The following is a 12,834-nucleotide window of genomic DNA, read 5'->3' on the forward strand; positions in this document are numbered from 1 at the left end:
ATTAAAGGGCTTGCAATGACCTCCACTGCTCTGTAGGGACTAGCTGCATTTGTTACCCAAAATACCCCGTTTTTGAACGACGCCTTTTTCCCGATCTTTCCGAGAGCATGCTGGTTTCGGTCAATCTGCTGGAATCCAAACCTGAAACTGGTGAAGCAGTAGTCATGATTTTGGTTCGACTTTGAGACTTCCAATATTCATACTTGAGTAGAGGGAAAGAGGCTACTTTTTTCGCTAATGCCCAGAAAAATACATAACTGGCTAACAACCGCTCCACAGCACCAAAACAAGATTCTCTTAACTCTTCGATTTGTTCCTTTTGTTCGGCTACGGCAGAATTGCGGAAGTAGAGAGCATCATTATTGCTTTCTAACACGATCGCACCACTAAATCCCTTACGGGCGATCGCTGGATTATTGCCGAGCGCCATAATTTCTGGTCCGACATTAATGTTTCTAACTCCATTAGCTTGTTTTCCTGTCATCAACACGGCGTTTTCGGCTTCCTGCAATTGTTGGCTGCGTCTGCCATCGGGTACGCCCAACCAGATCAAAGTACCTCGGACGACTCGATGTCCAAAAGCGTGAAGCAGATGATTTTGAGGATTGGCACTGTGAACTTCCATTGAGGCGATACCGTAGCTGAGAGAAAACAGCTTGCTAACATAGGCTTGTAATATCTGGTTAACCCAAGATACATCTCCAATGACGAGAGTTCTTTTGCCCATCCGTGCCAGTAGCTGCCTACCCTGAACGAAGCGGAGCAGTACAGTCCACAACCAAGGACCAAATATATAAATGCCAATATCTAATACAGTTACCACTGGGGCTATTAGTTCCCATAAACTCTGGGGCAAGTTCGCGATCGCAAAAATTAGTTTCAATAATGTTTTAACGAGGGGGATAGTATCACCAAAAGGAATTACTGCCCCGACTGTAATTAGGACATATAAGGCATGAATTACCCAAGCCAAAGGGGTTTCGGTAACATGATCTCCCCAATAACGACCGCAGCTAATCAATTTTTGTCTGATGGGAGATTTGATTGATTCTCCTGTAAAAGTTGTCCCGATAATCTGGACGACGTTGCGGTTGAGAAAATCTTCCTTCATCATTGCCAAAATCTGCAAACTTTCTGAAGTCAAAGTCATGCCAAAAGGAGCGGAATTGGGAAAATTGTTTCGCATCTTTTTGGCGAGATACAGCAATAACTCTGTCAGAGTGTGATTGGCAGCAGCGACTGATACAGTGCTGGTTTCGGCGGTTCTGCGTCCACTACCGTTGACAAAAATGCGATGTTTTTGATTGTTGGCATCGTCAATAAAAGGAGAGGTAAAGATTGCTGTAAGTCCGCCACTACCCTGAGTGGAATTCATGAAACTGCTCAATTCTCCCGTGAGGATAAACAGTTCGCCGATAGTTCCTTGGCTAGACAAGTGGTCAAAGGCATCGATCGCTTTTACGGTAGAAAAGGTTTGACCAGATTGGGTTATGGCTAATACTAGAGATTCTTTATTCAAATAGAGTTGGCTAAAGTCCTGCTTTAGCTGTTGCAAAGCTTCATTTGCCGACATCGTAACCACATTAAAAAAAGGAAAAATAGTTTTAAAATCCCTGGCAAATCTTTCCCCTAACCAAAGGCTATTTTCCTCTCCCGTAATGAGTAAGTCTACAGTGGTCATCCGTCTTATCTGAGTGATCGCTCCCGCATGAAACATAATGCGCTGCTTTTGCTCGAAGCGTTGCACTTTTTCGGTGAGGAGATACACTAAATAATCGGCACTTTTACGATTAATATAGGCTGGATTTTGCCATGAGGTTTTAATTTCATTAAGCACGCGGGGAATAGCTTGAATATCGCTATCGATAGGGTCGCGATCGCCCGAATCGGGAAACTGAATATAGGGCAAATAGGGATGGTCGTTCATCGAAATCCAGCGGTCTTTTAATTCTGCTGCCGTCAGCCTCCGTTTTTGACTCATCGAGTAGACATGAATATCTTTAGCACTGACTTTGGCAATCTCTCCTTCTGATTGGTTTAAATCCAGGCGGAAATACTGGGAACTCCCCAACAAAACCCGATCTACGGCTGCGGGTTCGGAAGCGTAAACCATATATCCCTCCCGCCAGTTGAAACCTACTGTAATTGGCTGTCCTTTGGCACTGAGGATCAATCTTTCTGACTCTAGGGTAGAAACTGTGACCAAGCCAAAACTACCTCTGGCTCTGGACATAAAGATTTTGGTAGCATGATATAAATCGTTGTCTAAAAAAGCCTTAATTGCCGCTCTAATAAAGGCAATTCTGTGTTCCTCAGACCATTGAGCCATTGAACCAATTTTAGCAGTGGCTTGGAAGAGATTGCGTTCTAGGGGATTAGCATGACTTTGCCATGCCTCTGAATGAGGAGCGGGTAATTGCGATCGCTCTAAATCGAAAACGCGCTCAAAGATTTCTGTCCAGGCGGTTAAGTCTTCTAAAGAAGGTGCTGTGTTGCGAGCCTCAGCCGTAGGATGTAATCCGTCAAATGCTGCTTCAATGGAAGTGGCAATAGTCTGTTGATAGGCTAACCGTAATGAGGGCAGCCACATTCCCTGGGTAATCAGTAAATCCATCATTCCCGCAATTTTGGGGGAATCGCCTTTGGTGGCATTGGGAGTATGTAAAACTTTTTCTAACCACAAGCCCAAGGTAGCCGTATCAATCTTCTTGCCGAACAGCGTCCAAGTCTCAAAGTCCCCATTGTGAGTAATACGATGATTGACATTTTTCCCTTGACGTAGCCATTCGCCGTTAGTATACCGCCACACTTCTTCATTTCTGGCACTCATCCATTCATGCCAATGGGTTTCCAGTTCTGAGGGGGCAGTACCGCTAGTAGCGTAACGATAATGCCACACTCCGATAGTGGGTGAGGCTAAAGGCTTGACTCCAGATGCGATTGCTTTCTGACGAATCGGTGCAAAGGCTGCTTCTAGAGATTTAGTCAAATTATCTCGTTTGCGGTTAACTACCTTTTTGCCGACAAAAACAACGCGAGCGCCATTTTGAGCTACAACCAAGCCTCCTCCAGCTTGCTCGCCGCGAATTTCGGTTTCTTGACCCATTTGCTGCGCCATTTCCACCATTCTGGCGGGTAATAGGGAGCGATCGTCTTCGCTCTGGCGTGTAGCGATGAAGCCAAAGTTACCGCAATAAAAGCGGTCTGCTACTCCTGTAATTGCAGCTTCAATGTCGGAAAGGGAAGACATAGCAACGATCGCATTAGCAACGACAACAGCTTGACTAATAAGCAGATCGGGGAAAAAACAATTAACCACACCTGCCAATAAGAGATTAAAAAATATCCCTCCTAATGCTTTAATAGCGAACCCCTCGACCATCGGGTTTCCTGCTGCGATCCAAAGTTGAGGATTATTAGAAGGGATAAATAAGGGGTGAAAAGGTAGTAAAGACTTGAGAGTTGATTTGAGACTGCGATGTTCGAGAATGTTGGTCAGATTGAGGACAGATAATTGCCGCTCTACTGCGGCGATCGCCATACTATGTCCCAAACCATGACTTAAAATCGCGCTATTCCAAGCCAATCTTAGTAAAAATGAATATGTTAAAAATAACGAACATCCTAAACCAAAATTTCCAGTTTCTATTACATTGGTGCCGATTAGTATAGCCGCGATCGCTTCGGGGATAAAATGGGTCACTATTAGTAACCATGCTAATTTAGGCATTTTTCAATACTCTTAAAATTGATAACTAAATTTGGCGTTGCTGAATTAAGGGAGGAATCGAGAGGGGAAGCAACTGCATCTCTCATATTCGCCCACAGCAGTTGGGTTTTGGCTTTAATATCGATCGCCTTTTGGTGCATTTGTCTGGCGACAGCTTTATCTTCAGGAAGCAGCTTGACAAATTGCTCCTCAGTCATAGATGCGATCACATGAGCCGAATCAAGACTCACTCCCGATCCATTTCCTTCCAGGGAGGCGAGAGAGCGACTCTGGAGGCTAGATTCTGACTGCGAAGGTGCGTTAAGCAACTTTTTGGCAATTTCTGGATTGGGATTTATTCGTAATAAACGCTGATATTTTTTTAATAGTTCTAAACTTGTTTCTCTCTCTACGTTTTCCCAATTTAAATTGTTAGTTTGCCCGTTAAGTAAATTAAACTGAAGGATATCAAAATCAGGGTTTTGATTGTAGAAAGAATTAAGGCGATCGTCTGATACTTTGATAATTGACATTTTAGTTTCCTCGTTTCTTTTTAATAATTGAGCTGTTATAACTTGCAGGGTAAGCTCAATTTAAAAAGTAAATTTAAAAAGCGATCGGGAAAAACAAGGGAAGATTTTGAAAAAGTCTGCGATCGTAAATGTGGTTCTGTCGCAAAAAACGGGAATAGTTGTGTAGCATAGTAAAAACTATCAATAGTACTCACGACTTCGACTCTTCTGATGAATCCCAAAGCTGATTCTAACGGATTTTGTGGTCTAGAGTGATGTACCTACACTGACCCTTCGGGTACAGATGTAGGCTTCTCCAAATCCCGAAGGACAGAGAGAACTTGCTTCAAGGTACTATTAGTAGTAGATGCGACTATTACTGGATTCCCTTTACGCCGTTTTAAAGTTGGAAACACATCCAGTCCAACCCTCTTGGTATTTATTCCAGCCGAGATGTCTCGGTCTACCAAAAGTTGATATTCTTCATCCCAATATTCTCTGATGCTGCAATCGGTAAAAACAAATTCATCTTTGTACGGCAGCAATTGAGATGTGTATTGTGGATTAACAGGTATTACCAAAGCACCAGCTTTCTCGGCTTTGAACTTCAGTATGTTGAAAAACTGACCAAAGGCAGCATCAGCCCAAGACTTATTTAGTCCTGATTTAGCTGACTGTCCATTAGGTAAAAACTTACCCGTCTCATCAGTTTTAACTTTATTCCTCCGACTCAACCCAGCAAGATTGAGTTGTTCATGAAAGAAAACTTTTTTGCCAGTATTAAGGAGAGCCTGGGCAGTATTGTAGGCATGATCTTTTCTAGCTCTCGCTATTTGCTGATGTAGCTTGGCTTCGCGCTTCGCCAGCTTACGACGAGATTTACTACCTCGTTTTTTTGTAGATTTACGCGCCTGAATCTTGGCTAGTTTGCCTTGAGATTTCCGAAATGACTTAAGACTAGGTAATTTAACGCCTTCGCTCGTAGCCAAATAGTCATTTTCATGAAGAACAGCGTCCATGCCCAATGAGTTATCCCAAGTAGGAGTAATATCGGGCTGGAAATCAGGAACAGAATCGTCTTGTAATCTTAGGTTGATGTACCAACCATCGACTTTCTTGATTACCTGAGCTTGCTTTAATGTTGCACCATCAACCAGTTGTCTATGATGTCGCACCTTGACCATACCTATTTTTGGCAAATTAATATGCAGCCATTTACCACCAACAGAGCAAGAATGAAGCTTTACCCCGCTCATAACCATCGATCTGAAACGTACGCTTGTTTTGAATCTTGGTTTGCCCGAACGCTTACCGTTTTTGTCTCCCGATACGAAACGACTGAAAGCTAGTTTCACCCGTTTGCACACCTCTTGCAGAGTCTGTGAGGGAACAGAATTGAAGTCCAACAATTCACCACTCCAGCCAACAGAAACCAAATCTTTTTTGATTATTGGTAGCTGCTTTTTTTGCCCATAATATTCAGGTTTTTCTTTTAACTGTGGCAAATGACAGATTAATGGGCATCGGTCAGTGTAGCTACGATTCTTCGACCACCAATCAAACCTTTCTCTCAGTTGGCGGTTGTACCAGTACCGACAGATACGAAGCCAGTCATTAAGGACAAGCTTTTGTTCTGTAGTTGGTCTTAGTCGGTACTGGTAGTTGTATAGCAAAATTAGAGTTGCTTATTTTGATACACTGATATTAACATATTTATCTCCACCTATTCATGAAGAAAGATTTTGTATCAAGAGGGCGTTCTGTATCTGATTTAAAAGCTCATTTAGTTTTAACAACCAAATACAGACGTAAAGTTTTGACTGCGCCAATGATAGATAGGCTTCATGAAATCTGGGAATCTTTGTTGGATAAATTTGACGGCAAAATCGTTGAGTTCAACGCAGAGAGTGACCACGCACACTTGCTTTTTCAATACCACCCAGAAATACAATTAAGCAAACTGGTTAATAGCCTTAAAAGTATTTCTAGTCGTAAGCTGAGGCAAGAATTTTTACCAGAACTAGAGAAAACATACTATAAAAAGAAAGTGGTTTGGAATAGTAGCTACTTTCTCGCGTCATGTGGTGGAGTTACTATTTCAACACTGAGAAAATATATAGAAAATCAAGATTCTCCTATAGCTAGTCTATTACTGGCGATTCATCCCACACTCATTGCTGTCGTAATAGAGATGTGGGGCTTCTCGCCAACTAGCTAAAAAGAGCAGTGATCGCTATAAACTAAGGAAATACCTCTAATTTGATAAAGTGTTAAATCTGTTAGTCAATCTAGGGTTGAAACTAAAGGATGGGAGATTCTATTAGAGGAGATAAAAGTATTTGTTTACCAGAATAATTGAGTTCTATCGAGGTGAGATACAATAATTATCAAGTCTTAGATTATCTTTTGTTGAGTACTTTATTGATGATCTAAGCACTATCAAGATGAAGATATTGCTAATCCATGGTCTTAGTCGAACGCCCTTATCACTACTTGGTCTTGAGTGGTACTTGCAAGAAGCAGGATGGAAGACAGAGCAGTTTGGTTACATGGCAGTTGCAGAAACTTTTGATCGCATCGTTGAACGGCTAAGAATTTCTCTTCACAAATTATCTAGCCAAGGGTCATATGGAATTGTTGCTCACTCTCTTGGCGGATTATTGACCCGAGCAGCTTTGGGGTTGAGTTCTATTGAGTTGCCTAAACATATTGTCATGTTAGGTACACCAAATCAGCCACCACGCCTTGCACCCCATGCTTGGCGATTGCCACCTTTTAGATGGTGGACAGGTAAATGCGGATTAAACTTAACTAACCCAAATTTCTTTGCGTCTCTGCCAGGAATTGAATCTGCCTATACAATTGTTGCGGGAACTGGAGGACCAAGAGGATTCTGGAGTCCCTTTGGAGATGAACTTAATGATGGTATTGTTGCCCTTAGTGAAACTCGATTATCTCATCGCGATCGCATAGTTCAACTACCAGTTATGCATACTTTCATGATGAATGATTCCAGAGTCCACAAGACAGTGAGTCAAGCTTTCGATCTTAAAGATTGAGCTTTAAATCAGAATGATTTGGGTCTAGAAGCAACAGGGCTTTAAGCCTTCCCCTCTTTCTCCTGAACTAATCGATCCAGTTCTTGTTGCATCTGCTCGTAAACTTGACGATAGCATTGCTCGACATATTCGCGATCGCGAGCTGCTGACTCTCCATATCGCTCAAAAACGATAGCTGGGCATACCCGAGTGTGTAGAGAGATCGGCAGAGGAATATTAGGTAAAGGACCAAAGGCAATACCCCAAGGCAGGCCAAGGTAAATCGGAAATACTCCAGGATCGAAACCTCCTAACCAAGGTAGCCCCCACTTATGCAATTGCTGTAATTGAGGGTAAATATCTGCCAGCACAATTAAGGTAGAATGTGCTCCGTGAGAAATAAACGGGATAATCGGGGCTTCTTCCTGCAAAGCTAATTTGATAAATCCCTTATGACCATGAAAATAGATCTTGTTTCGCAGAGAATAGGGTCGAAAAACGTCGTTAGCTCCCCCTGGATAGATTAAAACAGCAGCATCTCGACGCAGTGCCGCCCTAGCTAGCTCGGGATGGGGTTGAATGGTACCAACTTGCGTCGCCAAGCGAGCTAGACCTGGTAGAACTTGCCAGATTTTGGGTTCCATTAAGGCATAGGCTAATCGGTCAGTGCCAAATTGTCGGAACCAATCATAGGTCATCATCACAGTATCAGGAGCTGCCAATCCACCATTATGAGAACCGATCAATAGCACTTTTCCGGTTTCAGGAATGTTTTCCCAGCCATCGGTTTGCACCCGAAAATAATACTGATATATCCAACCAAAAAAAGGTATTAGTTGTTCAATTATCTTCGGATCTCGATCGTCCAGTGACCAACCAGTGAAGGTCTCAGGGTTTGCAGATAATGCTTTGAGATATAAATCTGCAAATATTCTTGCAGATGGAATTATGGAGAGTAGATTTTGAGGCTGTCGATGGTTCATTTATTAGCCTGACAATACTCTTTCAATCAAAAATTGATCTTATATCTTATTTTACTCTGATGATGATATGGTGATTAGCTTAACTACTACCCGGAGTGCAATAACCTGAAAATATCTTTACCGAATCATCTAACCTGCTAATTGCCTCGATTATTTTCAAGCGGTCACACCCTAAGTAATTTCAAAATCCCATGACTTTAGCTACTTTCTCTAAATCATTCGGTATTCCTTGCTTAAGTTGATTTTGGCTATGTTTAACCGCACAGTCGGGATCCTTGAGACCATTTCCCGTTAGAACACAGACCACCGTAGCATTATCAGGTACTTGCTCTTTGACTTTGAGTAAGCCAGCTACCGAAGCTGCACTGGCAGGCTCACAAAAAACACCTTCTTCTGATGCCAAGAGGCGATAAGCATCTAAAATTTCAGTGTCGGTGACAGGATTAAATTCTCCACCACTAGCTTCTCTAACAGCGATCGCTTTATGCCAGTTGGCAGGATTACCAATTCTGATCGCAGTTGCCAGGGTGTCAGGATTCTTAACCGGTTCACCTGATACTAAAGGAGCTGCCCCTGCAGCTTGAAAACCCATCATTTTTGGAAGTCGAGCGCATTTTCCTGCCTGATGATATTCAGTAAATCCCATCCAATAAGCACTAATATTTCCCGCATTACCCACAGGAATACATAGCCAATCAGGCGCATCTCCTAAAACATCAACAACTTCAAAAGCGGCGGTCTTTTGACCCTGCAAGCGATAGGGATTAACTGAATTAACCAAGGTGACAGGATAATTTTCTGATAGCTGACGGACGATATCTAAGGCATCATCAAAGTTACCGTTAATAGCAATTACCTCCGCACCATAAAGCAGAGCCTGAGCTAATTTACCCAAAGCTACATAGCCATCGGGGATCACTACAAATGCCTTCATATCTGCGCGACGAGCATAAGCAGCAGCGGCGGCGGAAGTATTGCCTGTACTAGCGCAAATTACAGCTTTTGCCCCTTCCTCCTTAGCTTTGGAAATTGCCATGGTCATACCACGGTCCTTAAAGCTGCCTGTTGGATTTAAACCATCGTATTTGACATATACTTTCACACCACGACCAATCTTAGCCGCAATTCCCGGAACAGGAATTAAGGGAGTATTTCCTTCAAGCAAAGTAACAACAGGAGTAGCTTTACTCACTGGTAAGTAGGAACGATAGGTTTCGATTAAACCTTGCCAGTTATTCGCACCTTTAGCAATGTTTGGATAAGATAAGTTGGTCGGGGGGATACTCAGAGTCACAGTCTGTTTCGGTTAATGTTTAACAATTATCGATCAACAGTGATGGTGAGTTAACAGTTTTGAAGTACCTGAGATAAATAACTACCTACATTTACCTCAAAACTGATCACTGAAACTGCTTACTGTTCAATAATTACTTCCGATCTTATCTTACCTTGGGGCTTAGTTCTAGGAAGTGATTTAGAGCTGTTATAGCTACCTTTACGAGAAGGACGATTTCTCTTGCCTTTGACCACAGGCTTAACAAAACTATCCTGAGGCACATCCCAATCTCCTTTCATCCAGTTAGGACAATCGCGATCATATACCATTTGTAGTGCTGCTGCTGCAATAGCTTGAGCATCGTATTCATCACTCAATTCTCGAACCAGCGGTAAGAAGGATGCCATTCTTTCCCCTGCCAAGGTCTCTTTGATTTTTGCCTGTAGCTTGCCAATTCGTTTGGCTTCTACCTGAGTTCGGTTAGGAATTTGAGCAATATCAAGCTTCGTCCGTAAACGACGTTCGATCTGTCTAAGAGTACGGCGATCTCCTGATTGAGCAATGGCGATCGCTGTTCCAGTTTTACCAGCACGTCCTGTACGACCAATACGGTGAATATAAGTCTCGGTATTATCAGGTAAGTCGTAGTTGATAACGTGAGATAAATCTTGTACGTCTAATCCTCTAGCAGCGATATCAGTAGCCACGACCATTTTGATTTTGCCATCGCGAAAACGTTTAACTAGTCTTTCACGCTGCATTTGGCTCAGGTTGCCATGATATTCATCAACACTGTGTCCAGCCTCCTGTAATTTGCTGGCGAGTTCACTAGCAGTGCGTTTAGTCCTCACAAAGATAATTGCGGATTCTGGCTCTTCAATTTCTAGGATAGGCTGCAATGCTTTGATTTTTTGCCAACCACGAGGAACCATATAAACGTGTTGATCGATTCTAGTTGGAGCTGCTTCTTTCTGTCTAACTGTCAAAGTTACAGGAGAAATTAGAAAGTTTTTGATTAAATCCTTAATTTCTCTGGGCATGGTGGCAGACAAACAAGCTGTTTGCCTTTCCTGAGGTGCTTGACGCAAAATTTTCTTAATATCATCAATGAAACCCATACTTAGCATTTCATCGGCTTCATCTAAAATTGCTAGCTTTAGATGATCTAGATTGAGTTCTCTGCGCTCTAGGAGGTCAATTACTCGTCCTGGAGTACCAACTACAATCTGAACTCCTCGGCGTAATCTACTGATTTGCCTTTCAATAGATTGACCACCATAAACAGTCAGAGAGTAGACTCTACTCTCTCTAGAAGAAAAGTCCTGAATTGCTTGACCAACCTGTTGAGCTAATTCTCTAGTGGGAGTCAGAATCAACGCTTGTACCGCTTTGTTGTGAGCGTCAACGATTTCTAGTGCCGGCAAAGAAAAAGCCGCTGTTTTTCCTGTCCCAGTTTGTGATTGACCTACAATATCTCTACCTTCTAATAAAGCGGGAATTGCCTGTTGTTGTATTTGTGTCGGCTCTGTAAAACCAAGTTGCTCTAGTTTTGCTAAACAAGCGTCTGATAATCCTAAATCGTTGAAAGTTACTGTCATAATAAGTTTATGTTACTTTTACTTTGATATTTACTAAATGTGCAGTTTTGTACCGCTAGAGGTTATTAGTAGCTCTATATGCTTTTGATTAGAGACACTTCGATTTCTTATAATTTGTCAACAACCAAACTAGACTGTTGCATAAGCTGCCACGGGAGCAGCTTCCCCATAAAGGTCATAAACATCCGCGGCAGTGATATTTACAGAGATTATTGAACCCAAAGAAGCTTCTCCGCGAACGTATACGAGTCCGTCGACTTCTGGGGCAAATTGTTTGGCTCGACCAATCAGTTGACCAGTCCCAGGATGCTCTTGTTCAATTAAAACTTCTAGCTGTCTGCCAACATATGCTTGATTTTTAGCTGCTGCGATTGGTTGCTGCACCTGCATAAGAAAATCTCTACGGTAAGCACTAATCTCAGGAGCAACTTGGTTATTCATACTGTATGCTGGTGTTTCCTCTTCAGGAGAAAAAGTAAATACACCTACATGATTGAATTGGTGTCGCTCTACAAACTCTACTAGATGCTGAAAATGGGCATCTGTTTCCCCAGGAAAACCCACTATAAATGTGGTACGCAAAACTGCCTCTGGTAGTTCCTGTTTGATCCGTTCAATGATGGCATCGTTAACCCTTCCTTGCCAAGGACGATTCATTGCTCGCAAAATTTCGGGATGAGAATGTTGCAACGGTAAATCGAGATAGGGAAGTACGTTAGGAGTGTTTTTGATGGCAGAAATAACTTCTGTTGTTAATCCTGTAGGATAGGCGTAGTGTATCCTAATCCAAGGAATATCAACCTTACCCAGCTCAATTAAAAGTTCTGCCAGCATGGGTTTGCCATATAAATCCATGCCGTAGTTAGTTGTGATTTGGGAGATGAGAATTATTTCTTGCACTCCCTGGGATGCTAACAAGTTGGCTTCGGCGACTATTGACTCGATAGAGCGGGATCTTTGGTTGCCTCTGAGATGGGGAATAATACAAAAAGCACAGCGATAGTTGCAGCCTTCGGCTACTCTAAGATAAGCCACACCCTCTGTGGTAGTTCGATAGCGAGGAACTGTTTCATCGGCAATGTAAACTGGTTCTGCGGTAATTTCTTGAACTCTTTCACCTGTTTCGGTGCGCTCAATGACGTTGACAATTTTATGATAGTCACCACTACCAACTAGGGCAACAGCCTCGGGCAACTCTTCTAACAGCTCTCCCTTAAAGTGCTGCGCCATACAGCCAGTAATCACAATTTTTTTATCGGCTTCAGCTAACTCAACCAAAGTACGAACTGATTCTTCTCTTGCCTCTTGAATAAAGCTGCAAGTGTTAACGATTACATAATCTGCCAGTTCTTCATTGGAATCTATTTGGTAACCTGCTTGAGCCAGTAAGCCCAGCATATGTTCTGAATCTATACGGTTTTTTTCACATCCCAAGTGGGATATGGCTATAGTTGGCTTGTTTGCCATTCTTTATCCTAATTTTAAGACCAATACAAAAAATAATTTATGAATTTGTATGATTACGAGCATTTACTTCGACGTAAGTGGACGAAGAACACTCTGAACATCGGTCAGACTCAATATCTTTCTTAGTGGAGCTTTACTCCCTGATCTGCAATGGCTTCATAAACAACTATAGAAAATGGCTACAGTCGAAGATTGTAAGCTTGTCAGATCAACTGTTGGACTTAACTCCCTAGTTTCGCGGCGAAGCAGGA

Annotated in this window: 9 protein-coding genes; 2 read left to right on the top strand and 7 right to left on the bottom strand. The window is 42.4% G+C overall.

Going from position 1 to position 12,834, the window contains the following annotated elements:
• Nucleotides 1-52 precede the first annotated feature (52 nt).
• The 3 genes from PLEUR7319_RS0127315 to PLEUR7319_RS0127325 all read right to left on the bottom strand — a co-directional run bounded on the left by PLEUR7319_RS0127315 (nucleotide 53) and on the right by PLEUR7319_RS0127325 (nucleotide 5,894).
• Nucleotides 53-3,730, bottom strand: a complete 3,678-nt coding sequence (locus PLEUR7319_RS0127315) for a hypothetical protein (RefSeq protein ID WP_019508415.1) — start codon at nucleotides 3,728-3,730, stop codon at nucleotides 53-55.
• Nucleotides 3,718-4,242 carry a hypothetical protein gene (locus tag PLEUR7319_RS0127320; protein WP_019508416.1) on the bottom strand — a complete coding sequence of 175 codons (525 nt, stop codon included), beginning with the start codon at nucleotides 4,240-4,242 and terminating at the stop codon, nucleotides 3,718-3,720. Before PLEUR7319_RS0127320 ends, PLEUR7319_RS0127315 begins: the two co-directional genes overlap by 13 nt.
• 260 nt (nucleotides 4,243-4,502) lie before the next feature.
• Nucleotides 4,503-5,894 carry an RNA-guided endonuclease TnpB family protein gene (locus PLEUR7319_RS0127325; protein ID WP_026102398.1) on the bottom strand — a complete coding sequence of 464 codons (1,392 nt, stop codon included), beginning with the start codon at nucleotides 5,892-5,894 and terminating at the stop codon, nucleotides 4,503-4,505.
• A gap of 56 nt (nucleotides 5,895-5,950) precedes the next feature.
• Between PLEUR7319_RS0127325 and tnpA the strand changes: the two genes are divergently transcribed.
• Together tnpA and PLEUR7319_RS0127335 are read left to right on the top strand one after the other, a co-directional pair.
• Entirely contained in the window at nucleotides 5,951-6,439 is a 489-nt protein-coding gene (tnpA, locus tag PLEUR7319_RS0127330; protein ID WP_019504823.1) for an IS200/IS605 family transposase, read from the top strand.
• 226 nt (nucleotides 6,440-6,665) lie between these two features.
• Entirely contained in the window at nucleotides 6,666-7,280 is a 615-nt protein-coding gene (locus PLEUR7319_RS0127335; protein WP_026102820.1) for a triacylglycerol lipase, read from the top strand.
• A gap of 41 nt (nucleotides 7,281-7,321) precedes the next feature.
• On the opposite strand, the gene PLEUR7319_RS0127340 is transcribed toward PLEUR7319_RS0127335, so the two are convergent.
• From PLEUR7319_RS0127340 to rimO, 4 genes are all read right to left on the bottom strand, one after another.
• Nucleotides 7,322-8,242, bottom strand: coding sequence for a 1-acyl-sn-glycerol-3-phosphate acyltransferase (locus tag PLEUR7319_RS0127340; RefSeq protein ID WP_019508418.1), 921 nt, complete (start codon nucleotides 8,240-8,242; stop codon nucleotides 7,322-7,324).
• A gap of 181 nt (nucleotides 8,243-8,423) precedes the next feature.
• Entirely contained in the window at nucleotides 8,424-9,530 is a 1,107-nt protein-coding gene (gene thrC, locus PLEUR7319_RS0127345) for a threonine synthase (protein WP_051044577.1), read from the bottom strand.
• A gap of 125 nt (nucleotides 9,531-9,655) precedes the next feature.
• Nucleotides 9,656-11,116 (bottom strand): DEAD/DEAH box helicase, encoded by a 1,461-nt coding sequence (locus tag PLEUR7319_RS0127350; RefSeq protein ID WP_019508420.1) that lies wholly within the window; start codon nucleotides 11,114-11,116, stop codon nucleotides 9,656-9,658.
• A gap of 129 nt (nucleotides 11,117-11,245) precedes the next feature.
• Nucleotides 11,246-12,583, bottom strand: coding sequence for a 30S ribosomal protein S12 methylthiotransferase RimO (gene rimO / locus PLEUR7319_RS0127355; RefSeq protein WP_019508421.1), 1,338 nt, complete (start codon nucleotides 12,581-12,583; stop codon nucleotides 11,246-11,248).
• Between the last annotated feature and the right edge of the window lie 251 nt (nucleotides 12,584-12,834).

This window comes from Pleurocapsa sp. PCC 7319 (assembly GCF_000332195.1).
Taxonomy (GTDB): domain Bacteria; phylum Cyanobacteriota; class Cyanobacteriia; order Cyanobacteriales; family Xenococcaceae; genus Waterburya.

Coding starts and splice junctions, on each gene's coding strand:
- PLEUR7319_RS0127315 (WP_019508415.1), bottom strand. CDS start 3,730: ATGCCTAAATTAGCATGGTTACTAATAGTGACCCATTTTATCCCCGAA.
- PLEUR7319_RS0127320 (WP_019508416.1), bottom strand. CDS start 4,242: ATGTCAATTATCAAAGTATCAGACGATCGCCTTAATTCTTTCTACAAT.
- tnpA (WP_019504823.1), top strand. CDS start 5,951: ATGAAGAAAGATTTTGTATCAAGAGGGCGTTCTGTATCTGATTTAAAA.
- PLEUR7319_RS0127335 (WP_026102820.1), top strand. CDS start 6,666: ATGAAGATATTGCTAATCCATGGTCTTAGTCGAACGCCCTTATCACTA.
- PLEUR7319_RS0127340 (WP_019508418.1), bottom strand. CDS start 8,242: ATGAACCATCGACAGCCTCAAAATCTACTCTCCATAATTCCATCTGCA.
- PLEUR7319_RS0127350 (WP_019508420.1), bottom strand. CDS start 11,116: ATGACAGTAACTTTCAACGATTTAGGATTATCAGACGCTTGTTTAGCA.
- rimO (WP_019508421.1), bottom strand. CDS start 12,583: ATGGCAAACAAGCCAACTATAGCCATATCCCACTTGGGATGTGAAAAA.